Source organism: Nonomuraea sp. NPDC049158 (assembly GCF_040648335.1).
Taxonomy (GTDB): domain Bacteria; phylum Actinomycetota; class Actinomycetes; order Streptosporangiales; family Streptosporangiaceae; genus Nonomuraea.
Map to the genome: position 1 here is coordinate 698688 of NZ_JBEZDM010000001.1, position 23249 is coordinate 721936.

The 23249-nt window shown below is 69.8% G+C and carries 19 protein-coding genes; 10 read left to right on the forward strand and 9 right to left on the reverse strand.

All coding sequences use genetic code 11. The features are described 5' to 3' along the window. Positions 1-42: 42 nt before the first annotated feature. The 3 genes from AB0B61_RS03075 (at position 43) to AB0B61_RS03085 (ending at position 8060) form a co-directional block, all read left to right on the forward strand. Entirely contained in the window at positions 43-6180 is a 6138-nt protein-coding gene (locus tag AB0B61_RS03075) for an RHS repeat-associated core domain-containing protein (protein ID WP_358427084.1), read from the forward strand. Between the two features lie 113 nt (positions 6181-6293). Continuing rightward, positions 6294-7055 (forward strand): SDR family NAD(P)-dependent oxidoreductase, encoded by a 762-nt coding sequence (locus tag AB0B61_RS03080; RefSeq protein WP_358427087.1) that lies wholly within the window; start codon positions 6294-6296, stop codon positions 7053-7055. 213 nt (positions 7056-7268) lie between these two features. Then, complete coding sequence (locus tag AB0B61_RS03085) at positions 7269-8060, forward strand: alpha/beta fold hydrolase (RefSeq protein WP_358427090.1); 792 nt, start codon at positions 7269-7271, stop codon at positions 8058-8060. A gap of 65 nt (positions 8061-8125) precedes the next feature. On the opposite strand, the gene AB0B61_RS03090 is transcribed toward AB0B61_RS03085, so the two are convergent. From AB0B61_RS03090 to mce, 3 genes are all read right to left on the reverse strand, one after another. Further along, on the reverse strand, positions 8126-9211 hold the full coding sequence (locus tag AB0B61_RS03090) for an AI-2E family transporter (RefSeq protein WP_358427093.1): 1086 nt from the start codon (positions 9209-9211) through the stop codon (positions 8126-8128). A gap of 131 nt (positions 9212-9342) precedes the next feature. Next, positions 9343-10635, reverse strand: coding sequence for a DivIVA domain-containing protein (locus AB0B61_RS03095; RefSeq protein ID WP_358427096.1), 1293 nt, complete (start codon positions 10633-10635; stop codon positions 9343-9345). 166 nt (positions 10636-10801) lie between these two features. Next, positions 10802-11251 (reverse strand): methylmalonyl-CoA epimerase, encoded by a 450-nt coding sequence (mce, locus tag AB0B61_RS03100; RefSeq protein ID WP_358427099.1) that lies wholly within the window; start codon positions 11249-11251, stop codon positions 10802-10804. Positions 11252-11335: 84 nt separating this feature from the next. Here mce and AB0B61_RS03105 point away from each other — a divergent pair, with 84 nt between their 5' ends. Continuing rightward, positions 11336-12520 carry an acetyl-CoA C-acetyltransferase gene (locus tag AB0B61_RS03105; protein WP_358427102.1) on the forward strand — a complete coding sequence of 395 codons (1185 nt, stop codon included), beginning with the start codon at positions 11336-11338 and terminating at the stop codon, positions 12518-12520. Positions 12521-12667: 147 nt separating this feature from the next. On the opposite strand, the gene AB0B61_RS03110 is transcribed toward AB0B61_RS03105, so the two are convergent. The 3 genes from AB0B61_RS03110 to AB0B61_RS03120 all read right to left on the reverse strand — a co-directional run bounded on the left by AB0B61_RS03110 (position 12668) and on the right by AB0B61_RS03120 (position 15032). Further along, positions 12668-12820 carry a hypothetical protein gene (locus tag AB0B61_RS03110; RefSeq protein ID WP_358427105.1) on the reverse strand — a complete coding sequence of 51 codons (153 nt, stop codon included), beginning with the start codon at positions 12818-12820 and terminating at the stop codon, positions 12668-12670. A gap of 151 nt (positions 12821-12971) precedes the next feature. Next, on the reverse strand, positions 12972-13643 hold the full coding sequence (locus AB0B61_RS03115) for a DUF4230 domain-containing protein (protein WP_358427108.1): 672 nt from the start codon (positions 13641-13643) through the stop codon (positions 12972-12974). Between the two features lie 27 nt (positions 13644-13670). After that, the gene (locus AB0B61_RS03120) at positions 13671-15032 is read right to left on the reverse strand and encodes a hypothetical protein (RefSeq protein WP_358427111.1); all 1362 of its coding nucleotides are present in this window, start codon (positions 15030-15032) and stop codon (positions 13671-13673) included. Positions 15033-15264: 232 nt separating this feature from the next. Here AB0B61_RS03120 and AB0B61_RS03125 point away from each other — a divergent pair, with 232 nt between their 5' ends. From AB0B61_RS03125 to AB0B61_RS03140, 4 genes are read left to right on the forward strand one after another with little or no spacing between them, the layout of a single operon-like run. Then, positions 15265-15816 carry a MarR family transcriptional regulator gene (locus AB0B61_RS03125; RefSeq protein WP_358427114.1) on the forward strand — a complete coding sequence of 184 codons (552 nt, stop codon included), beginning with the start codon at positions 15265-15267 and terminating at the stop codon, positions 15814-15816. Continuing rightward, on the forward strand, positions 15800-16738 hold the full coding sequence (locus tag AB0B61_RS03130; RefSeq protein ID WP_358427117.1) for a tetratricopeptide repeat protein: 939 nt from the start codon (positions 15800-15802) through the stop codon (positions 16736-16738). The genes AB0B61_RS03125 and AB0B61_RS03130 overlap by 17 nt, the downstream gene beginning before the upstream one ends. A 9-nt stretch (positions 16739-16747) precedes the next feature. Then, a complete protein-coding gene (locus tag AB0B61_RS03135; RefSeq protein ID WP_358427120.1) occupies positions 16748-17377 on the forward strand; it encodes a cytidylate kinase-like family protein in 630 nt (209 codons plus the stop codon). Positions 17378-17433: 56 nt separating this feature from the next. Continuing rightward, entirely contained in the window at positions 17434-18843 is a 1410-nt protein-coding gene (locus AB0B61_RS03140) for an NAD-dependent malic enzyme (RefSeq protein WP_358427123.1), read from the forward strand. 340 nt (positions 18844-19183) lie between these two features. Here the strand turns inward: AB0B61_RS03140 and AB0B61_RS03145 are convergent, their stop codons facing one another. Further along, on the reverse strand, positions 19184-20563 hold the full coding sequence (locus AB0B61_RS03145; protein WP_358427126.1) for an MFS transporter: 1380 nt from the start codon (positions 20561-20563) through the stop codon (positions 19184-19186). A 67-nt stretch (positions 20564-20630) separates the two neighbouring features. On the opposite strand from AB0B61_RS03145, the gene AB0B61_RS03150 reads away from it, so the two are divergent. Further along, positions 20631-21242, forward strand: a complete 612-nt coding sequence (locus AB0B61_RS03150; RefSeq protein ID WP_358427129.1) for a TetR/AcrR family transcriptional regulator — start codon at positions 20631-20633, stop codon at positions 21240-21242. 30 nt (positions 21243-21272) lie between these two features. On the opposite strand, the gene AB0B61_RS03155 is transcribed toward AB0B61_RS03150, so the two are convergent. Beyond that, a complete protein-coding gene (locus AB0B61_RS03155; protein WP_358427132.1) occupies positions 21273-21848 on the reverse strand; it encodes a hypothetical protein in 576 nt (191 codons plus the stop codon). Between the two features lie 121 nt (positions 21849-21969). Between AB0B61_RS03155 and AB0B61_RS03160 the strand changes: the two genes are divergently transcribed. Beyond that, the gene (locus AB0B61_RS03160; RefSeq protein WP_225290402.1) at positions 21970-22548 is read left to right on the forward strand and encodes a YqgE/AlgH family protein; all 579 of its coding nucleotides are present in this window, start codon (positions 21970-21972) and stop codon (positions 22546-22548) included. Here AB0B61_RS03160 and AB0B61_RS03165 read toward each other — a convergent pair whose 3' ends face one another. Continuing rightward, on the reverse strand, positions 22549-23160 hold the full coding sequence (locus AB0B61_RS03165) for a TetR family transcriptional regulator (protein WP_358427135.1): 612 nt from the start codon (positions 23158-23160) through the stop codon (positions 22549-22551). Positions 23161-23249: the final 89 nt, after the last annotated feature.

The following is a 23249-nucleotide window of genomic DNA, read 5'->3' on the forward strand; positions in this document are numbered from 1 at the left end:
TCGTCGTGGCCCCGCCGGCTGGCGGCCACACTGACCGTGGTCATGGTCTCGACGCTGGTGTCGGGGATGCCCGCCCAGGCCGCGACCCGTTCCGCGCCGAATGTGCAGAAAGAGACGCCGGTAACCGGGAAGAAGGTCCCGGTGCTGCCGGCGCTGGCCGATCCGGCGCAGAAACAGGCGTGGAAGGCGCCACCAGGCATCACCTGGCCGAAGGCGCAGACGGTCGAGCTGACCACGACCGGCGACGCGCAGGCCAGAACGCTCGGCGCCGACACCTTCCCGATCCGCCTGGCCGCCCCCAAGACCGGAACGAAGACGGCCAAGGCGGCGGCCACCCCCACTCCCGCCCGCGTCGAGCTGCTGGACCCCGCCCAGACCCAGAAGGCCGGCCTGCTCGGCCTGGCCTTGCGGGTCTCACCGGGGCAGGGACTGACGGCCAAGAGCGGGAAGACCCGCCTGGCGATCGACTACTCGGGCTTCCGCTACGCCTCCGGTGGCGACTACGGCGCCCGGCTGCGGCTCGTCCGGCTGGAGGAGTGCGTACTGACCGCCACCGCGACCGGCTGCCCGCAGCCGCAGCCGGTGCCGGGCGACAACGACACCAAGGCGGGCACGTTGACCGCCGACGTGGACATGCCGGCGATGTACGCGCTGGCGGCGGCCCCTTCGGGGTCGTCGGGCGACCACGCGTCCACCTCGCTCGCTCCTTCGGCACAGTGGAGCGTCGGCGCCCAGTCCGGCGACTTCAGCTGGGGGTACGAGCTGCGCGCGCCGCCCGCGCTGGGCGGCGACGAGCCGGACCTGTCGATCGACTACTCCTCCCAGAGCGTGGACGGCCGTACCGCCTCCACCAACAACCAGCCCTCCTGGGCCGGTGAGGGCTTCGAGCTGAACCCCAGCGGCTACGTCGAACGCCGCTACAAGTCCTGCATGATCGACGGCAAGAAGACCGGCGACCTGTGCTGGGACCAGGACAACGCGACCCTCTCCCTCGGTAACTCCGCCGTCGAGCTGGTCAAGGACGCCACCACCAAGCAGTGGCGGCCCAAGCGCGACGACGGCACCCGGATCGAATACCTCACCGGGGCGGTGAACGGCGACAACAACGGTGAGTACTGGCGCGTCACGACCGAAGACGGCACCCAGTTCACCTTCGGCCTGAACCGCCTGCCCGGCTGGGCCACCGGCAAGCCGGAGACGAAGTCCGTCCAGACCGTGCCGGTGTTCGGCAACAACAGCGGCGAGCCCTGCTACAACAGCACCCCGGCCAACGCCTGGTGCCAGCAGGCCTACCGGTGGAACCTGGACTACGCGGTGGACACCCACGGCAACGCCACCACCTACTGGTACGCCCTGGAGAACAACTACTACGGCCGCAACATGAAGCCCGAGCTGGGCACCCTGTACGCGCGCAGCGGCTACCTCACCCGCATCGACTACGGCTACCTGCAGAACGAGCTGTTCACCAAGGCGCCCGCGGCCCGCGTGCTCTTCGACGTGGCCGAGCGCTGCCTGCCCAGCGGGACGATCACCTGCGCCGCCGACCAGCTCAAGAAGGAGACCGCGAGCAGCTGGCCGGATGTCCCGTTCGACCAGATCTGCGACTCCGGGGTGAAGTGCACCGACCGCCTGTCGCCGACGTTCTTCACCCGCAAGCGGCTGTCCAAGGTCACCACCCAGGTGGTCAACACCGACACCGCCAAGTGTTCGGGCGCGCAGTACTGCCCGGTGGACTCCTGGACGCTGACGCACCAGTTCCCCGCCACGGGTGACGGCCTCAGCCCGTCGCTGTGGCTGGCGTCGATCCAGCAGAGTGGCCACGTGGGCGGCACGATCACGCTGCCCAAGGTCACCTTCACCGGTGTTCAGCTGCCCAACCGGGTGGACGCCAACGAGGGCCGCGCCCCGCTGGTCAAGTGGCGCGTCCAGGCCGTGAACAACGAGAGCGGCGGCGAGCTGCGCGTCAACTACGCCCCGGCCGACTGCAAGCCGGGCGACGTGCCGGCCGCCGACAAGAACAACAGGCGCTGCTTCCCGCAGCGCTGGGCCCCGGCGAACGAGGCCGAGGTCACCGACTGGTTCCACAAGTACGTGGTGACGCAGACGGTGGAGGCCGACCGGGTCGCGGGCTCGCCGAACGTGGTCACCGACTACGAGTACCTGGACGGCGGCGCCTGGCGCTACGCCGAGAACATCCTGGTCAAGCCCGAGCACCGCACGTGGTCGGACTGGCGCGGGTTCGGCCGGGTACGGGTGCGCGAGGGCGACGGCCAGGACACCAAGCGCACGCTCACGGAGTTCAGGTACTTCCGCGGCATGGACGGCGACCGTCAGGCCGACGGCTCCAAGCGCAGCGCGCAGGTCGTGGACACCGAGGGCGGCAAGCTGGACGACCTCGACCAGCTGTCCGGGTTCGAGCGGGAGGAGATCCTCTACGACGGTGACGGCGGGGCCATCCTGACCGCGACCGCCGAGGAGCCGTGGTCCCTCAAGACCGCCGAGTCCACGCAGGGCGGCGTCACCAAGACCGCGTACGCGGTCGAGCCCAAGTCGATGGTCACCCGCACCGCGTTGAGCGGCGGCAAGTGGCGGCGCACCGGCGAGGAGCGCGCGTACGACGCCAAGGGCCTGCTGACCCAGGTGGAGGAGAAGGGGGACCTGGCCAGCGCCGACGACGACCAGTGCACCCGCTACACCTACGCTCGCAACGACACGGCCTGGATGATCGACTACACCAGCAGGATCCAGAAGGTCGCCGCCGGTTGCGGCACCGGGGTGTCCGCGCTGGCCGCCGGTGACGTGATCTCCGACCAGCGGGTCCAGTACGACGGCAAGGCGTACGGCCAGGCGCCGAGCAAGGGCGACGTGACCGCCGTCCAGCTCGCCACCGGGGACGGCACGACGACCACCGACAGCACCCACACCTACGACACCTACGGCCGCGAGACCAGCGAAACCGACGCGGTCGGCACCAAGTCGGTGACCACCTACACTCCGGCCGCGGGCGCCCCCGCGACGGAGATCAAGGAGACCAACCAGCTCGGCCACGTCGACCGCACCCTGCTCGAACCGGCCTGGGGCGAGCCCGTCGCCGAGATCGACGCGAACAACCGCCGCGTCGACATGGAGCACGACGCGCTCGGCCGCCTGATCAAGGTCTGGCAGCCCGACCGGAGCAAGGCGTCCGGGCAGACGCCGAACACCGAGTACTCCTACCTGATGCGCAACGACGGCCCCAGCGTCGTCACCACGAAGACGCTGCGCGCGGACGGCGGCTACACCGCCAGTCACGAGCTGTACGACGGTCTGATGCGCGAGCGCCAGACCCAGGAGCCCGCGCCGCGCGACGACCAGACGCAGGACCCCGCGCTGCGTGACGGGCGCACGATCACCGACACCGTCTACAACTCGCTCGGCGAGGCGGCCAAGTCCAACACCGGCTACTTCGCCACCGGAACGCCGTCCACCGAGCTGCTCGCGGTGGCCGACGCCGACGTGCCCACGCAGGTCGTGTCGTCCTTCGACGGCGCCGGCGACGTCAACGCCCAGGTCCTCAAGGCGAAGGGCGTGGAGAAGTACCGGGTCAGCGCCACGCAGGAAGGCGACCGGATCCACGTGACGCCGCCGCCGGGCGGCACCGCGACGACCCGCATCGGCGACGCCGACGACCGTCTCATCGAGCTGCGCCAGTACAAGGGCGCGACCCCGACCGGCGAGTACGAGTCCACCAAGTACACCTACGACCCCGGGGGACAGCTGTCCACCGTGACCGACCCCGCGGGCAACGTGTGGCGCCACCACTACGACCTGCGCGGACGGGAGATCAAGACCGAGGACCCCGACAAGGGCGTCACCTCGATGACCTACAACGACGCCGACGAGCTGGTCACCACGACCGACGCCCGCGGCAAGACCCTCTGGTACGGCTACGACGAGCTGGGCCGCAAGAAGGAGCTGCGTGACGGCTCCGCGACCGGGCCGCTGCTGGCCGAGTGGAAGTACGACGAGCTGGCCAAGGGTCACCTGAACGCCAGCATCCGCTACGCGGGCGGGCAGGCGTACAAGGCGGAGATCAACGCCATCGACACGAGCTACCGCTCGCTGCGCCAGACCGTCACCGTCCCCGAGCGGGAGGGCAAGCTGGCCGGTTCGTACCAGCTCAACACCCGCTACACGCTCGACGACCAGGTCCAGTCCGTCAGCTTCCCCGCCGGGGGCGGCCTGGCGGAGGAGTCGGTCGTCTACTCCTACGACGAGCTCAGCCAGCCGACCAAGGTCACCGGCCTGTCGTCGTACGTGACCGCGACCCGCTATTCCAAGCTGGGCGAGACCCTGCAGTACGAGCTGGGCGCCGGAGGCAAGAAGACCTGGCTCACCTACACCCACGACGAGGCCACCCGCAGGCTGACCAGGATGCGGCTGGACAGGGAGAGCGCGCCGGCCACCGACCTCGACCTCAACTACACCTACGACGCCGTGGGCAACGTCACCAAGATCGCTGATCGGGCGAGCGGCCAGGACACGCAGTGCTTCAAGTATGACCACCTGCGCCGGATGACCTCGGCGTGGACGGCCACCGACGACTGCGCCAGCGGCACCCCGCAGTCGGACAAGATCGGCGGTGTGGCCCCCTACGCGACCAGCTACACCTACGACGCCACCGGCAACCGGACCAAGGAGACCAAGCACGCCTGGGGCGGCGCGGCCGAATCCGTCCGCACCTCCGCCTACCCGGCGGCGGGCGGCAAGCAGCCGCACGCGCTCCAGAGCGTCGGGGCGGACGTGTTCTCCTACGACGAGGCGGGCAACACCACCAGGCGCAAGGTCGGCAACTCCGACCAATCCCTGGTCTGGGACGCCGAGGGCAACCTGGAGTCGGTGACGGAGGCGGGCAAGACGACCTCGTTCGTGTACGACGCGGACGGCGAGCGGCTGCTCCGCAAGACCACGACCGACGCCACCCTGTACGTCGACGACATGGAGCTGCGCTTCGACTTCGCCAAGGACGCGGTCGAGCAGACCCGCTACTACACCATCAACGACCAGCCCATCGCGGTCCGCACGCCGGACAACCAGGTCTACTTCCTGGCCAACGACCACCAGGGCACCGGTCAGGCCGCGGTCAACGCCGGGACCGGCGAGCTGGCCATCAGGAGGATGACGCCGTTCGGCGAGGACCGGGGATCGGCGCCACCGTGGTGGCCAGGCCAGCGCGGCTTCGTCGGCGGCGGCAACGACCCGACGACCGGGCTGGTCCACCTCGGCGCCCGCGAGTACGACTCCAAGAACGGCCGCTTCCTGTCGGTCGACCCCATCATCGACGAGGAGGACCCGCAGCAGCTCAACGCCTACGCCTACGCCAACAACAGCCCCGTCACCATGAGCGACCCCGACGGGCAGCTGTTCTGGATCGCCGTCGGCATCGCGGCCAGGATCGCGGCGCGGATCATCGCCAGGAAGCTGGCCCAGGCCGCGGCCAGGCGAGCGGCGCTCGCGGCGGCACGGGCGGCGGCCAGACGCGCGGCCATCGCGGCGGCCAAGCGCCGGGCGGCGGCTCTGGCCAGGAAGAAGGCCCTGGAGCTGGCCAAGAAGAAGGCAGCGGCGGCGGCCAAGAAGAAGGCGCTGGCGGCGGCAAGGAAGAAGGCGGCCGAGAAGGCCAAGAAGGCCGCGGCGGCAGCGGCGAGACGACGGGCTGCGGCGGCGGCGAAACGGCAGGCCAGAAGGGAGGCCGCGGAAGCGGCGGCGAAGAGGCGGGCCGCGGCGGCGGCCAGGGCGCGAAACCACCGGGCCGGCCGGCTCCCACGCGGGATCCAGCAGGCGCGGCAGCGTCCGGCGCACCGGCCGACCAGCCAACGGGCGGTACAGCGGCAGTCGCCGCCCAGGGCGAGCCGGCAGCCGGCACAGCCAAGACCGAGCCAGGTCTATCGCAATGACGGCACCACTCAGCCGACCCAGTCCTACACCGTTTACGGCAACGGCAGGATGTACCCCGAAGGCCGGCCGCCGACGAACCTCCCGCCGCGCGCCGGCGCCGGGCAGGGCGAGAAGCAGCTCTGGCGGAATGAGGAGATCGAGTTGACCAGGAGGTCCGGCGCGATCGCCGAACTGGGTGCCCGAAGCCAGAAGATCGTGGACAACGTCATCGACACGATCGACACCATCTTGGGTGGCTTGGGCTAGCACTCCGTTTCGCACATGATGGACCGGCGCGGGGCTCTCGCAGCTCCGCGCCGGTGGCGTTCCCGGACCCCGGTCCATAGAATCTTGTTCGGTTCCGAGGCGAGGAGGCCCCCATGGGCGCGTTCGATCTCAGCGGTAAGCAGGCTCTGGTCACCGGCGCGTCGAAGGGGATCGGGCGGGCCATCGCGCTGGCCTACGCCGAGGCGGGGGCCGACGTGGCGCTCGTGTCCCGCTCGGCCGACTCTCTGGCCGAGGTCGCCAAGGAGGTCGAGGCGGTGGGCCGGCGCGCCGTCGTCCTGCCCGCCGACCTCACCGACCGCGACGCGGCCGCGGGCGCCGTGGCGGGGGCGATCGACGGGCTCGGCCACCTCGACATCGTCGTCAACAACGCCGGTGGGTCGAACTTCCTCGTCGAGTTCAAGGACCTGCGCCTGTCCGGCTGGGACAAGATCATCCGGCTCAACCTCGACTCGACCATGGCGGTCTGTCACGCGGTGGCACCTCACCTGCTGGGCCGGGGTACGGGGTCGGTCATCAACGTGGCGTCCGCGGCGGCGCTGGGCGCGCCCTTCCTCGCCTCGTACGCGGCGGCGAAGGCGGCGGTGGTGGCGCTGACCAAGACGCTGGCCGTGGAGTGGGCGCAGGCCGGGGTACGGGTCAACGCCCTGTGCCCGGGGTGGACGGCCACCGGCCTGAACCGGAATCTGTGGGAAGACGCCGCGACGAACGAGGCGACGGTGTCCAGTGTCCCGATGCGCCGTTGGGGGACGGCGGAGGAAATGGCCCATCCAGCTGTTTTCCTTGCGAGTCGGGCTTCTGCCTATATGACGGGTCAGGTGCTGTTCATCGATGGGGGCGCGACGGCCATCGGATAGGGCAGGGATGGTCAAGAACGCGCACGTCACGGTGCTCAGGCGGGGAAGCGGAGGAGCGTTTCCCTGGAGGGGCCCGGGCCCCGTATGGCGGGTGGGGCCGGCCACTGCCGGCCGTAAATAAGACTGGTGTGACAGAAAGCGGTCAGCACAGCGGCGAATATCGGCATAAGCCGTGCAGTGATTGTCGGGGCGAAGAGGTCTACCGTAGCGTCCGTGCAGCTTTACACGAGATCAGCCGGTACGGGACTCCCGGTCGTACTGCTTCACGCCTTTCCGCTCTCGTCGGCCATGTGGCTGGCGCAGCGCGAAGGATTGGCCAGGTCATGCCGTGTGATCACGCCTGACCTGCGCGGCTTCGGGGGGTCGCGCCTGGGGGAGGAAGAGCCGTCGGTCGAGGTCATGGCCGACGACGTCGCCAGGTTGCTCGACGCAGAGGGAATCGACCGGGCGGTCGTCGGCGGCCTGTCCATGGGCGGGTACGTGACGATGGCCTTTTGCCGTCGCCATCCCGACCGGGTGCTGGGCGTGATACTCGCCGACACCAAGGCGAGCCCGGATCCCGAGCCCGCGCGCGCGAACAGGGAGCGCATCGCTCAGGCGGTCCTGTCCGACGGCAGCGCGGTGCTCGTGTCCGAGGTGCTGCCCGCACTGATCGGGCCCACCACCAAGGAGCGCCGCGCCATGGTGTTCGGCCGGGTCAAGGGGCTCGTGCAGTCGGCTCCACCCGGTGCGGTGGCGTGGGCGCAGCGGGCCATGGCCGGGCGGCCCGACTCCTTCGACACGCTGGCCGCGCTCAAGGTGCCGCTGCTGGTCGTGGTGGGGGAGGAGGACGAGCTGGCGACCGTGGCCGACGCGGAGGCGATGGCGCGGGCCGTACCCGACGGCCGGCTGGAGATCATCCCGAAGGCCGGGCACCTGTCGGCGGTCGAGCAGCCGGAGGCGTTCAACGCGGCCGTGGCGAAGTTCCTCGACACCGAACTCGGCGGCGCCACCCGACCTCGCTGACGGCCCGTACCGCGTCCGTCGGGGCCCGTACCGCGTCCGTCGGCCCGTAGCGGGCCGACGGACGGTCAGGCGCGGGCTTGGCGCGGGAGGACGAACTCGCGGATGATCAGCGCGATGGCGGCCGCCACCGGGATGGCCACCAGCGCGCCCACGATGCCGAGCAGCGCGCCGCCGAACAGGGCGGCGATCACCGTGACCGCGGGCGCCACGTCCACGGAGCGTTTCATGACGCGCGGGTAGATCAGGTAGTTCTCGACCTGCTGGTAGATCACGAAGAACACCGCGCACGCGATCCCCACGGGCAGCGACTGGAGCAGCCCGACCCCCGTCACCAGCACCGCTCCGATGGTGGCGCCGACGAGCGGGATCAGGTCCGTGAGCGCGACCACCAGCGCCAGCGCCAGCGCGTACTTCACGCCCACGATCGACAGGAAGATCCAGGTCAGCACGCCCGCGATGACCGAGATGAGGACGTTGCCCGCGACATAGCCGCCGATGCCGTCGAGAATCTGCTCGGTGATCTCACCGGTCCGCTCCCGCCGGGAGGCCGGGACCAGCTTGAGCATGTACGACTTGATGGTGTGCAGGGAGCCGAGGAAGTAGAGCATGAGCACCAGCAGCGTCACCGTGGTGAACACGCCGTCCAGCACCACCAGCCCCGCCCCCACGACCCCGCTGGCCAGCGAGGGCCCCAGCTCGCTGGTGACGAACGTGGCCAGCTTCGGCAGGATCTGGTAGTCGGCGTCGAGCTGCCGGAGCGTCGGATGGTTGCTGAGCTCGGTCACATAGCCGGGTACGGCCGCGATGAACTCGGCCAGCTGCTTGCTCACCGGCGGCACCACGGCCAGCCCGAACAGCGCGAACGCCACGATCACTCCGGCGAACACGATCGAGATCGCCCCCCGCCTGGCCAGCCCGCGCCGTTGCAACGCCTCGACGGCCGGGTTCAGCCCGACCGCCAGGAACATCGCCACCACGATCAGGACGATCACGCTCAACGAGCTGACGACCATCTGCGCGATCGCGATCGCGGTCAGCACGCCCAGCCCGCCGATCAGCCCGAACGTGAACGGCCCCCGAGACAGCGGCAGCGCGTACGGCGGGGTCTTGGCGACGTCCGCCACGGCAGGGGATTCGGCTTCTGCTGACACGGGGGTCTCCTGGGAATTGCGACAAACCACGACACATGCCGTTCGGAACAACAAAGAGAGCCTAGCGACCCCAAGGTCACCAGGCTCTCTTCAGCCGTCAGCCCACCCCCGTGTAGTCGGTTATGTGACGGCTACTCCTGCCACCACTCCGCGTCGTCCTCACCCTTGGACTCCGCCTTGGCGGGGGCCGGTGCGGGCTTTTCGCTGGCCGGTGCGGGTGCCGCTGCCGCGATCGCCGGCTTCGGCGGAGCCGCCGTGACGGCGGGCTCGGGCTCCATGCCCGGCAGAGCGGCGCCACCGAGCAGCTGACGCAGCTGCGCCAGGTGGCTGGTGATGCTGTCGCGCTGGCGGGTGAGCTCGTCGACCTGGCGCTGCATCGCGGTGCGCGTGCGCTCCGCGTCGTTCTTCGCCTCGGTCACTATCGTGTCGGCGCTGGACTTGGCCTCGGCGACGATCGTCTCGGAGCTCTTGCGGGCGTTGGCGACCAGCTGCTTGGCGTGCAGGTCGGCCTCGCGCCTGGTCTGGTCGGCCTGCTGGGTGGCCTTCGTGGCCCGCGACTCGGCCGTGGCCGCGCGCTGCTCGGCCTCGGCGACCAGCTTCTGCGTGTTGGCCTGCGCGGTGGCGTGGCGCTCGGCCTCCTGGCGCTCGGCCTCCTCACGCCGCGACGCGAGCTGGATCTCGAACTCCGCCTCGTCCTGGGCCCGCTTGGCCTCGGACTCCTCCAGCACCCGCTGAGCCTGCGCCCGCATCTCGTCGGCCTGCCGCTTCGCGGTGGTCAGCACCTCGTCGCGCTCGCGCTTGGTCGAGGCCCGCAGCTGCGCCACTTCGCGCTCGGTCGTCGTGCGCAGCTTGGCGATCTCGCGCTCGGCGTCGGCGCGCTTCTCCGCCACCTCGTGGTCGGCGGTGGCCCGCAGCTTGGCGACCTCGCGCTCGGTGGTGTTGGTCAGCTCGTCGGCCAGACGGCGAGCGGTCGAGCGGGTCTCCTCCGCGTCGCGCTCGGCGCTGGTGCGCATCTCGTCGCTCTCACGCGTCGCCTGCGCCCGCTTGTCGGCGGCCTCGGCTTCGGCGGCGGCCCGTACGTCGGCGGCCTCGACCTTGGCGGCGGCCTTGATCTCGTTGGCCTCGGACCGCGCGGCCTGGACGAGCTCGGTGGCCTGCTCTTCGGCCAGGCGCAGCAGCTGCTCGATGCGGGCGCCGAGACCGGAATAGGTCGGGCGCTCCTGCTCCTGCAACTGGCGCTGGGAGTCGGATAGATCGCGCTGCAGGGACGTCACCTGCTCGCGGGACTGGCGAAGCTCGCCGTCTAGCTGCTTCAGATGATCGTGGACCTGATGGCGGTCATAACCACGCAGCACGACGTCGAACTCGCGTGCTGGGGCATCCTCGAAGAAATTGTTGAGCTGGGCGTCGATGTCGGACTGCATGGAGGCTCGATCCTGGGTTGTCGAGACGGCTACACGGGCCGGACGGGGGGTTCGGGACAGCCGAGCCAGGAGCCTGTGCCTCGCGGCAGGCGCCTTGTCCGGTGGAAAGCCAGCGTACTCCGCCAGTGCCGCCTGAGAAGCCCCGTCCGACTATCTGCGTGACTAGTTACATACGAGCAGTTTTGGGGTTTGCTGGGGACTCGGTGGCCTGTACGAGTTCAGTGAGCATTCCTCCCACGTCCTTGGGGTGCACAAACGCGATCTCCGACCCCATCGAGCCATGTCGTGGGCGCTCATCGAGCAGCCGCACGCCCTTGCCCGCCAACTGATCCATCGCCTCAGCCACGTCCGGCACGCCGAACGCCACGTGATGCACCCCCTCGCCCCTCCTCGCCAGGAACTTTCCCACCGGCGTGTCGGGGGACAACGGCTCCAGCAACTGAATGTAGGAGCTCCCGCCCGCGCCGTCGGCGATGTGGAGCATGGCCTCCCGGACCCCTTGCTCCTCGTTCACCTCGCGCGCCACGACGGTCAGCTCGAACGTGTCCGAGAATAGCGCGATCTTGGCGTCAAGGTCGTGACAGGCGATACCGATGTGGTCGATCCGCATGAACATGTGTGGCCTGCCTCCATAGCGAGCGTGCACCTACTCGTGGGTATGGTGTCAAAGAACCCCTCACGTGCACAGGAGGCCGTCGCCATGTCTGGGTCCGTCATCGTAGCCGGAGCTCGTACGCCGATCGGCAGACTGCTCGGTGCCCTCTCCGGACTGCCCGCCGTGGAGCTCGGGGGCATCGCCATCAAGGCCGCCCTGGAGCGCGCCGGCGTGTCGCCGGAGGACGTCGAATATGTGATCATGGGCCAGGTGCTCCAGGCGGGCGCCGGCCAGATCCCCTCCCGCCAGGCCGCGGTCAAGGCGGGCATCCCCATGACCGTCCCCTCGCTCACCATCAACAAGGTCTGCCTGTCGGGGCTCGACGCCATCGCCCTGGCCGACCAGCTCATCCGCGCGGGCGAGTTCGACATCGTGGTGGCGGGCGGCATGGAGTCGATGACGAACGCGCCGCACCTGCTGCCGGGCATGCGCAAGGGCGTCAAGTACGGCGGCGCCGAGGTGCTCGACTCGATGGCGCACGACGGGCTGTTCTGCGCGTTCGACCAGTGCGCGATGGGCGAGTCCACCGAGCGCTACAACGCCCACCTGGGCATCGGCCGCGAGGAGCAGGACGAGGTGTCCGCCCGCTCGCACCAACTGGCCGCCGCGGCCACCAAGAACGGCGTGTTCGAGGACGAGATCGTGCCGGTGGAGATCCCGCAGCGGCGCGGCGAGCCGGTGGTGGTCAAGGAGGACGAGGGCGTTCGCGGCGACACCACCGTGGAGACGCTGGCCCGGCTGCGGCCGGCGTTCGCCGCCGACGGCACGATCACGGCCGGTTCGGCCTCGCAGATCTCCGACGGCGCCTGCGCCGTGGTCGTGATGTCCAAGGCCAAGGCCGAGGAGCTGGGGCTGCCCTGGCTGGCGGAGATCGGCAGGCACGGCAACGTGGCCGGGCCCGACACCTCGCTGCAGTCGCAGCCGGCCAACGCCATCAAGCACGCCCTGGCCAAGCAGGGCCTGGGCGTCGGCGACCTCGACCTGGTGGAGATCAACGAGGCGTTCGCCAGTGTGGTGCTCCAGTCGGCCAAGGAGCTGGGCGTGCCGCTCGACCGGGTCAACGTCAACGGTGGCGGCATCGCGCTCGGCCACCCGATCGGCGCCTCGGGCGCCCGCATCGTGCTCACGCTGGCCCACGAGCTCAAGCGCCGGGGCGGCGGCCTGGGCGCGGCCGGGCTGTGCGGCGGCGGCGGTCAGGGCGACGCGCTCATCATCCGCGTACCCGCGTAGCGCTGGTCCCCGCGTAGAGGCGCTCTCCGCATAGAGCCGGTCTCCGCATAAGCGGAAGGGGTGAGAGCTCGGCTCTCACCCCTTCGGCCTACGGAGGTAGGTAGGCCCGGCCGCGAGGGAGGTTGCGGCCGGGCTTTTTGGCGGTGGTCATGAGGAGAGGAGCTTGGCGAACACCGAGCGGTGACGACGCTCGGCCTTCTGTCCCTTCAGCGCCTCGCGTACCCGGCGGTGCTCGGCCGCGGCCTCGCGCAGCTCGTCCGCGTGGTTCTTCATGACGACGTATTCGAGTTCGGCGTTCATCCGAATGCTCCCGTGTTCTTTCGGTCCTCTTCCCTGGCACTTTCTAGATTGCTCCTAAGGCCCCTGCTGCCACATCGGGCGTATGACCTATCTGCGGTCGTAGGACGACATGAGGAGATACCTAGGGCGCCGGTAGGAGGACCTAAGGCACTTAGGGCTGGTCGGCGAACTTCACCGTCACCTTGCTGAACCCGAGCGACTTGAGCATCCCTTCGAGCATGGCCTTGGTATTGGTGTCGGCGCGGGCCCGCAGGTCGCTGGAGGCCGCGGCTTCGGCGATCTTGGTCTCGGCCAGGACGTACAGCTCCCGCTGGTCATTCGGAGACGACGACAGGAAGCCCTGTACGCGGTCCAGCAGCCCGCGCTGCTGCGCGAAGACGTAGGAACGCCGGTTGTCGAGGTTCGGCTTCTCCAGCTGCGCGCGGGGCAGGCGGATCGTGGCCTCCTTACGGTCCTTGGAGACCGTCACACCGTTGGCCGCCATGGCGGAGAAGTCGACGTAGGCGTCCACGTTGCCCGCCCCCACGAACAGCGTGCGGCTGCCCTTGATGGCGTCGGGCAGGAAGCGGGCGTCCTTCTCCAGGTCGACCACGACCTGGAAGTTGCCGGTCGCCGCCTCGAACCGGCTCAGGTCCTTGATGGACTGCAGGAGCACCGGCTGGCTGCGGTCGATGCTCTGCTCGCCGAACGGGTTGAGCCAGGACCAGGCCAGTCGGCCGCCGACCACGAGCAGAACCACCACGACCAGGAATCCGGCCAGATATCGCCACCGGCGGCGCCGCTGCGGAGTGACCGCGGGGGGCGCCGTTTGGGAAGTCGTCATGCCGGTTGACTACCCGACGATCGATCATCATTGCCAGCTTTTAGGTGACATCTCCGATCCCCAGTCGGCAGAGCGCTCTTCGTCGTTGGGATTCGGATAGACCGGATAGACCTGTGGCGAGCCCGTCGAGGCCGCCACCGGAGCCGCCGCGGCCCCCGCCGGCCCGCCGCCGAAGTGGGTGCTCGACAGCTTGCACGCCTGGAAGTCGCTGAAGAACATGCGCAGCCACTCGCGCCGCTGGTGCTCGCTCAGCCCGGAGAACCAGGCGGCCGCGTACTGGTGCTCCGGCAGCGGGCCGCCCGGCAGCGGCTCGCCGCGGAGCCAGGCCACCACGATCTCGCGGTAGCCGCCGGCGGGCGTTTCGGGGCACTTGGCGGCCAGCGACTCGACGTACTCGTACACCGCCTCGTCGGCGAAGCCCGCCGACAGGTCGGGCACGTGGATCTGCGCGAGCCCCGCGGACGGCTGCAGTGGCTCTTCCAGCGGCCGCTGCTCGACCCGGGTGAACCCGGCGGGCGTGCCCGCCAGCCGCGAGGCGATCTTGGTGAAGGCCGCGCCCAGCTCGGTCAGGCCCGCGCGCATGCCCGGATGCAGGCAGACCGTGATCGGCCAGTCCTGGCAGCTGTAGGCGATCCCCTGGGCGGCGGCCGGCTTGGTCGCGCCCAGCAGCCGGGCCACCCCCGTGCCCGCGGCGAGCACGGCCAGCAGGGCGCACGCCAGCACCAGGGCCTGCCTGGTCACCACCGCCGCCCAGCCGAGCAGCAGCGCCGCCGTGATGCCCAGCAACCAGACCGTCTGGTCGAGGAACGCCGTGCCGCCGAGCCCTTGGAACAGGTCGTACGGCTCGCCCGTACCGGGCGCCAGCTTGTCGGCCCAGCCCCGGCCGCCGGCCAGCCAGCTGAACAGGCCGTAGCAGGCCAACCCGGCCAGCGGCGGCGTGTAGGCCCTGGGCAGCAGCCAGCCCGTGATCCACCCGATCACCGAGTAGAGGGCCAGCCCGGCCATGCCCACGCCGAGCCCGGCCAGGCTCAGCCGCCCCGACTGCTCGGTGAGCACCGTCTTGATGGCCAGCACCAGCACGGTCGCGCTGAACGAGCCCAGCACCACCACGACGATCGCCAGCGGGGCCTTCAGCGCCCGCCAGGTCGTCAGTGAGCGGCCGCGCAGCGCCCTGCGCTTGCGCATCGCCACCCACGCGGCGAAGGCGGCGGCCACGGGCCCGGTCAGCCGGAGCGAACCGATGACCGCGGCCACGATATTTTCCCACGCGTCTACGCCAGGAATCAGGACGCTCCACGCCGCGATCAAGCCGAGCGCAAGGAGCACGGCAACCGTGACGGCCGCGCTCTGCTTCAACTCCTCACGTGAAACGCCCGCGTGCTCACGCACCCGTTTTTCCATTGAAGATCACCAAGCACCCCCCGTGCCTCGTGTCGGCGCGGCGGAAGCGATTCAGTTCGGGCCGGTCCCCACGGCGAGTGAACTTGGCTTCCGCGTCACCATCGATGCGAGAACCATAACGGAGCGTGATGATTGACGTCCGGATTCTTGGTCAAGCCGTGAGTCCGATCGCTCTCCGTAACCATACTAATCAGGACGAGCGGCGCGCTACCGTAGCGCTGTGTCGCAGCCCAAGCCGCTCAACCTGCCGTTCGATCCCATCGACCGCGCCGCGGAGACCTGGCGCGCTCACTTCGGGGCCTCCTCCGCCATGGCCGCCGTCACCTCGATCATGAGAGCCCACCAGATCCTGCTGTCGCAACTCGACTCGCTCCTCAAGCCGTACGAGCTGACCTTCGCCCGGTACGAGGCCCTGGTGCTGCTGACCTTCAGCCGGGCCGGCGCCCTGCCACTGTGGAAGATCGGCGAGCGGCTCATGGTGCATCCGACGAGTGTGACCAACACCATCGACCGGCTGGAGAAGTCGGGATTCGTCTGCCGGATGCCCAATCCGCAGGACGGCCGCGGGGTGCTCGCCGAGATCACCGACGCGGGACGTGATGTCGTACAACGGGCGACGGCCGATCTGATGGCGGCGGACTTCGGTCTCACCATGTACGGCGAGGACGAGCTGCGGCAGCTCTTTGACCGGTTGCGCACGCTGAGGGTGGCGGCGGGTGACTTCTCCGCGGCGTCCATGCGGCAAGATGATGAGCATGGCGGACTTCTCTAGGCCTGGGTCGCTCTACGGAGCCGTTGATCTGGGCGCGCGTAAGCAGGCACTCGAGGCACAGTCCCGGCGGGAGGCCGGGGGTCCCCAGGCGGCCGCGTCGGGTTCGATCATCGACGTGACCGAGGAGACGTTCACTACCGAGGTCATCGACCGCTCGATGAGCGTGCCGGTCGTCCTCGACCTCTGGTCTCCACGTGCTCCCGGCAGTGCCCAGCTCAGTCCGGTGCTGGAGAAAGTGGTCGGCGACATGGGCGGCCGGGCGATCCTGGCCAAGGTCAACGTCGACGGCAGCCCGCAGATCGCGCAGGCGCTGCGGGTGCAGGCGGTGCCGACCGTGCTGGCCATCTTCCAGGGTCAGGCCGTCACCGGCTTCCAGCAGGTGCTGCCCGAGCAGGAGGTGCGCCGCTGGCTCGACGAGCTGATGGGCGCCGTCGAGCAGTTCTACCAGGCCAACCCCGACGCCCGCCCGGCGGAGGTGGGGGAGCAGCAGGACGAGCCCGCGGGCCCGCCCGCCGACCCCGACGTGCTGGCCGCCGAGGAGGCCGTCGACAAGGGCGACCTCGACGCCGCCGAGGCGGCCTACGAGCGGCTGCTGGCCCGCTCGCCCGCCAACGAGGACGCGAAGATGGGGCTGGCGGGGGTCGGCCTGATCAAGCGGACGGCCGACGTCGACCCGGCCGAGGTGCAGCGTCGCCTGCAGGACCCGGCCGACATCGACGCCCAGCTGCTCGCCGCCGACCTGGAGATGCTGTCGGGCGCGATCGACGAGGCGTTCGACCGGATCATCGGCGTGGTCAAGCGCACCTCGGGTGACGACCGGGACAAGGCCCGGCGCCACCTGCTCGGCCTGTTCGACGCGCTACCCGCCGAAGACCCTTCTTTGGCCAAGGCACGTAGAGCTTTGTCCAGCGCGTTGTTCTAACCTGGAGACATGCGGGTCGTCACGATCTCGGCGACATATGGCACGGCCGGTCACCACATAGGCCCGGCCGTGGCCGAGCGCCTGGGCGTGCCCTTCGTCGACCGGGCCATCCCCAGTGCCGTCGCCGAGGAGCTCGGCTGCACGCTGGAGGAGGCGCTGGCCCACGACGACCGGGCCGAACACGGCCTCGGCCGGCTGCTCTCCGGCGCGATGCGCCTGCCGACGGTCACCTTCGGCGGGGTCGACATGTACGTTCCGGGCGCGATGCCGATCGCGCAGGAGGAGTTCGTCCGGCGTACCGAACGCCTGCTGGTGGACACGGCGCGAGACCAGGGCGGGGTCTTCCTGGGCCGGGCGGGAGCCCTCGTGCTCGCCGACCATCCCGGCGCGCTGCACGTCAGGCTCGACGCTCCGCTGAAACGCCGGGTGCGGCAGACCGCCACGCTGGGCGGGCTCGGCGAACGCGAGGCGCGCAAGCTGGTCGAGGACAACGACCGCGCGCGCACGGCGTACGTACGCCACTTCTACCGGGCGGATCCGGGGGATTCGTCCCTATATCACCTGGTTATTGATAGTACGAGCATCCCTGTGGCGACCTGCGTAGATTTGATCGCAACGGCTGCCGAGGCACTGGACTGACCGAACCCGCCCTACCATGGGATAACTTCTTGGTCAGTCCCGAAGGAGCAATTGACGTGGCGACCGTCCCTAGTGTCTCGTACTCCATCACCGTGCGGCTCGAGGTGCCCGCAGGCGGCAAGGCCGTCAGCCAGCTCACCCACGCCGTAGAGTCGGCGGGTGGTGTGGTCACCGCGCTCGACGTCACCAACGCGGGCCACGAGAAGCTGCGCATCGACGTCACCTGCGCGGCCAGGGACACCGACCACGCGCAGGCGATCGTCGACCAGCTCGAATCCGTCGACGGCGTGGTCATCCACAAGGTCTCCGACCGCACCTTCCTCATGCACCTCGGCGGCAAGATCGAGATGGTGTCGAAGGTGCCGCTGCGCAACCGCGACGAGCTGTCCATGGCCTACACCCCCGGTGTGGCGCGCGTGTCGATGGCCATCGCGCGCAACAAGGAGGACGCGCGGCGGCTGACCATCAAGCGCAACACGGTCGCCGTCGTCACCGACGGCTCCGCCGTGCTCGGCCTGGGCAACATCGGCCCGGAGGCGGCGCTGCCGGTCATGGAGGGCAAGGCGGCCCTGTTCAAACGCTTCGCCGGCATCGACGCCTGGCCGATCTGTCTCGACACGCAGGACGTCGACGAGATCGTCCGCACGGTCCAGGTCATCGCGCCGGGTTTCGGTGGCATCAACCTCGAGGACATCGGCGCGCCGCGCTGCTTCGAGGTCGAGCGGCGGCTGCGTGAGCTGCTCGACATCCCGGTCTTCCACGACGACCAGCACGGCACCGCCATCTGCGTGCTGGCCGCGCTCACCAACGCGCTGCGCGTGGTGGGCAAGCCCATCGAGGGCGTCAAGATCGCCATGGCGGGCGCGGGCGCGGCGGGCAACGCGGTGCTGCGCCTGCTGCTCGCGGCGGGCGCGCGCAACGTCGTCGTCTGCGACTACCTCGGTGCCGTGCACAAGGGCCGCGACGACCTCGACGAGTCGCTCCACTGGATCGCCGACCACACCAACGCCGAGGGCTACTCGGGCGACCTGCGCGGGGCGGTCAAGGGCGCCGACGTGTTCATCGGGGTGTCCGCGCCGGGCATCCTGACCGGCGACGACATCGCCACGATGGCCGACGACGCGGTGGTGTTCGCCCTGGCCAACCCGGAGCCGGAGGTGTCGCCCGACGACGCCCGCGAGCACGCGGCCGTGGTGGCGACCGGACGGTCCGACTATCCCAACCAGATCAACAACGTGCTGGCGTTCCCGGGCGTGTTCCGCGGCCTGCTCGACGCCCAGGCGACCGAGGTGAGCCAGGAAATGCTGCTGGCGGCGGCGCACGCGCTCGCGGCCGTGGTGTCTCCGGAGGAGCTCGGCCCCAACTACATCGTGCCCAGCGTGTTCCACCCGGACGTGGCGACGGCCGTGGCCGCCGCCGTCCGCGACTCGGCGGGCGGGCGTGCGCGGGGCTTCACAGAGGCCTGATTGCTCTTTACAAGCAGACAATCGTCTTCTTTTACGGCAAGCCGTACCCACCGCCACCCGCCGACCGTGCTTGAGGGCCTCCAGGAAGACGGCCGCTGACCGGCGCGTGGCCGGGCGCCGTTACGGCGCCTTCTGGGCCGGTGGCGACAGTTTCGTGACCGGCGGGATGACGCGGTAGTCCGCCCGGGGGGCGAGGTTGGGCGTCGGCCGTGGCTATCGCTCGCAGAGTCGGTAACTGGTGCCTGGCGCCCGCCTCGTCAGCTGATCGCCGGCGCTCGCCTCGTCGAAGACGTTCAGCGGCAGGCTGACCGCGTTACGACGTCTCGTGCGGCGGGGGTGGTCACGAAGGGTCTTCTCTTCTGATCGCGGTGTGGGCGGCCATGGCCAGGACCAGGGCCGCGTTGATCAGGACCGCGGTCGTCACCCCTCGCAGGATCGTGCCCATGGCGGCCGTCGCTATCGCGCTCATGATCGGGATGCCCATGGTGATGCCGACCTGCTGCGTCATGGTGGCGAGGCCTGTGGCCAGGCCCTGTTCGGAGCCGGGCAGGCCCGAGGTGGCGGTCATCATGAAGGCGACGATCGCCAGCATGTTGCCGATGCCGCCGACGAAGGTGGCCACCAGGAGCAGCCAGATCCAGCCCGCCTCCGGGCCGAGCAGGGCCAACGCCGCCGTCGCCACGGCCTGCACCGCGAAGCCGGTCGCCAGAGTCCTGCGGTTGCCGAGGCGGGAGAGCACTCGCGGGGCCGCGAGCCCGCCGAGCACCGTGCCGAGCCCGAGCACCCCGAACGCCAGCCCCGTGGCCAGGGGCGAGTAGCCGAGTACCTTCTGCAGGTAGAGCGTCATGAGGAAGACCAGTGAGGTCTCCGTGGCGAACGCGACCAACCCCGCCAGGTTGCCCCACTTCACGGAGGCCCTGGCCAGGATCGTCACCGGCACCAGCGGTGCCTGCGCCCGCCGTTCGACGAACCAGAACGCGACCAGCAGCCCCGCCCCCGCCAGCAGCGCGCCGATCCCGGCCGGGTCGGCGAAGCCGTGTTCGCCCGCGCGGGTGAGCCCGTACACCAGGGCCAGCAGGCCCGTGGTCACCGTCACCGCGCCCGGCAGGTCCATCTTGGGCCGGTTCGTGAGGCGGCTCTCGGCGGGCAGGGCCGGGGCGGCGGCCAGGACGGCGAGCGCGACCGGGACGTTCACGAAGAACGCCCACCGCCAGCTCAGCAGGTCGGTCAGCAGCCCGCCCAGGATCGCACCGGAGGTGAAACCGGCCGACATCAGCGCCCCGTTCAGCCCCAGCGCCCGGGCCCGCAGCGGCCCCTCGGGGAACGAGGTGGTCAGCAGCGCCAGAGCGGCCGGGGTGACGGCGGCGGTGGCCAGTCCCTGGGCCACTCTGGCGACCAGGAGCATGCCGTGCGAGGTGGCCAGCCCGCCGGCCAGCGAGGAGAGCCCGAGCAGCGCCATCCCGCCCAGGAACAACCGGCGCCGCCCGAACAGATCCGCGATCCGGCCGAACAGCAACGTGAACCCGGCCGCCGCGAGCGCGAACGCGGTCGCCACCCACTGCAGGTCGGCCAGCTCGAACCCGAGTCCGGCGCCGATCACCGGCAGGGCGACGTTCAGGATGGAGAAATCGACGGCGAGCATGAACTGGGAGCCGAGCAACAGCACCAGGACCAGCCGCTGCCGCCCCGTCATCCGGACGGCTTGCAAGGTCATGGTCATGTCATCCCCCTAATGGGTCTTTAGTTCCGTTAAGATGAGGATGACGCTAGCACGCTAAGGAGTCTTAATGGAACAGGATTCCCGTTTGGCTGGAACGGTGCGCCCCGGCGGCCGCACGGCCCGGGTCCGGGCGGCGGTTCTGGAAGCGACCCAGGACGAGCTGGTGCTCCACGGCTTCCACGGCCTCAGCATGGACGCGGTGGCCGCCCGGGCGGGCGTCGGGAAGACGACGGTCTACCGCCGCTGGACCGGTGCGGCGGGCTTGGTGGCCGACCTCATGACGGAGCTGGCCGACCAGTCCGCCGCGCACGCGAACACCGGCACCATCGAGGAGGACCTGCGCGCCAACGCCCTGAGCGTCCTGGCCGCCATCACGGACGAACGCCTGGGCGCCACGCTGCAGGCCGTCATCGCGGCGGCTACCTGCGACGAGGAGGCGGCGGCCGCTCTGAGCACCTTCTACGGGCGCCGGATCGCGGAGTGGGGCAAATCCATCGACCTGGCGATCCAGCGCGGCGAGCTCCCGGAGGGCACGGACGGACACGAGGTCATCCGGGCGATCTCGGCCCCCCTCTACTACCGCCTGCTGGTCACCAAGGAGCCGGTGGACAAGGCGACGGCCGAACGGTCGGCGACGCGCGCTCTGGTGGCGGCCCGCAACGGGGCGTTCATCGGTTGACGACCTTGCCGGTCGCGTCGCCGTACAGGCTCAGGGGCGGGATCGTCTCGTACCGGATCGGAAGGACCCGCGTGGCCAGACGGAGCTGTACCACCAGAAGACCGCGCCGGTGAGGAGCAATCCGCCCGCCGTGGCGAATTTGGCGAGCAGGTCGTTCGGCGGGCCAGTGCGGGGGAGATGGTGGCCTGTGCGGGGGAGGTGGTGGCCCGTGCGGGGGCGGTGGCGGCTCTGGTGTCCGGAGCAGCTGTTCCGTACCCGTGTCGAGTCGATCAGCGTGTCGGGGTGGTCGGCGGTGACCGAGAACGCCTTGATCTCCATGCTGTGGCCACGGCGGACGTGGACGTTCCGGGTCACCGACTCGTGGGCGGGGATGGACCCGGTGGCGATGCTGGCCGAGTGCGCCTTGAGGTCGAAGCGGGCCGGCTGGCGGGTCTGGTTGCGCAACGTGACCAGCGTCTGCCCGCTCCCGCAGCCGGGCCGCCCGGCGGACATCGTGAACGGGTCGCCGGGATCGGACGACCTCGCCCAAGCCCCCATCGTCGCGGGGAGGAGCAGCCACGCGCCGAGCGGCAGGAGGGCGAGCGTGCGACGGTTCGCGATGCTCATGAGCTCCTCCCAAGCCCGCAGGATAGCGATCTTTGGTACCTATAGTGCCCGCATGGCTACGGAAAGTAACATGCAGGTGGTGGGGGAGCGAGATGGGGGGTTGACCCTTCATGATGGAGGTATGGCGGAAGCGATCTACGTCGGCGGTTTACTGGTGGCGACGCCGCTTCTCGACGACCCCAACTTCCGTCGTAGCGTCGTGCTGATCCTCGAACACGACCTCGACGGCGGCACTCTCGGCGTAGTGCTGAACAGGCCGAGCGACATCTCGGTGACGCAGGTGCTGCCGGTGTGGGACCCCTTGGTGACCGGGCCGCCCGTGCTGTTCGAGGGTGGTCCTGTACAGACCGACAGCGCGCTGGCGCTGGCCGCGGTGCCGAGTGGCGAGGAGCCGCTGGGCTGGCGCAGGTTGCACGCGGGCACGCCCGCAGTCTCCCGCCTGGGCACCGTCGACCTGGACGCGCCGCCCGAGATCCTGCAGGGCGAGATCGCGCAGATGCGCATCTTCGCCGGTTACGCCGGCTGGACGTCCGGGCAACTGGCGAGCGAGATCGCCGAAGGAGCCTGGTATGTCGTCGACTCGGAGGTGGGCGACACCTTCCACACCGACCCCGGCTCCCTGTGGCGCAACGTCCTGCGGCGCCAGCCGGGCGAACTGGCCTTCGTGGCGACCTGCCCGGACGACCCGACGCTGAACTAGCTAGACGTCCCACCCGGGGCGGAAGGCGTTCTGGGCGAGTTCGAGGGTCTTCTCCATGCGGTCCACGATGATCCGCATGTCCGGCACGTCGGGCTGCGGGCAGTCGAACCCGACCCGGAGCGTCGACATCGCGAACGCCACGATAAGGTGCGTACGCTGATCGGTGGTCACATCGACGCCGCTACGGGCGGCGATCTCGACGGCCAGGCGCTGCTCTGTCGCCGCGCCTCTGGCGACGGACAGGCCCACCAGGCGCGGATTCTCATCCATAAGCCGTCGCAACTTCAGGAATCTCGCCGTGTCCTCGGGTGTTGAGTCCTCCATGTCGTGCGCGACCGCGCGCACCGCGTGAATCATCGAGGTGAACGGGGGCTCATCGGCCGGGCGGGTCCGCAGGGTCTCCTGCATGATCTCCTCGCCATGGTCGTGGAACCACAGCACGAGATCGTCCTTGCTGGTGAAGTAGCGGAAGAACGTCCGCGGGGAGATCTCGACCGACCCCGCGATCTGGTCCACGGTGGTCGAGTCGTACCCTTGTTCGAGGAACAGGTCGAGCGCGGCGTCCAGGATCGCCAGACGCGTCTTCTCCTTCTTGCGTTCCCTTAGACCCACTTGCGTCACTCCCTAGATACCTTCCTGTCATAGTGTGCCATAAGTCATAGTCCGACAAATAAAACCCGTTTGTCATCTGTCATGGACTG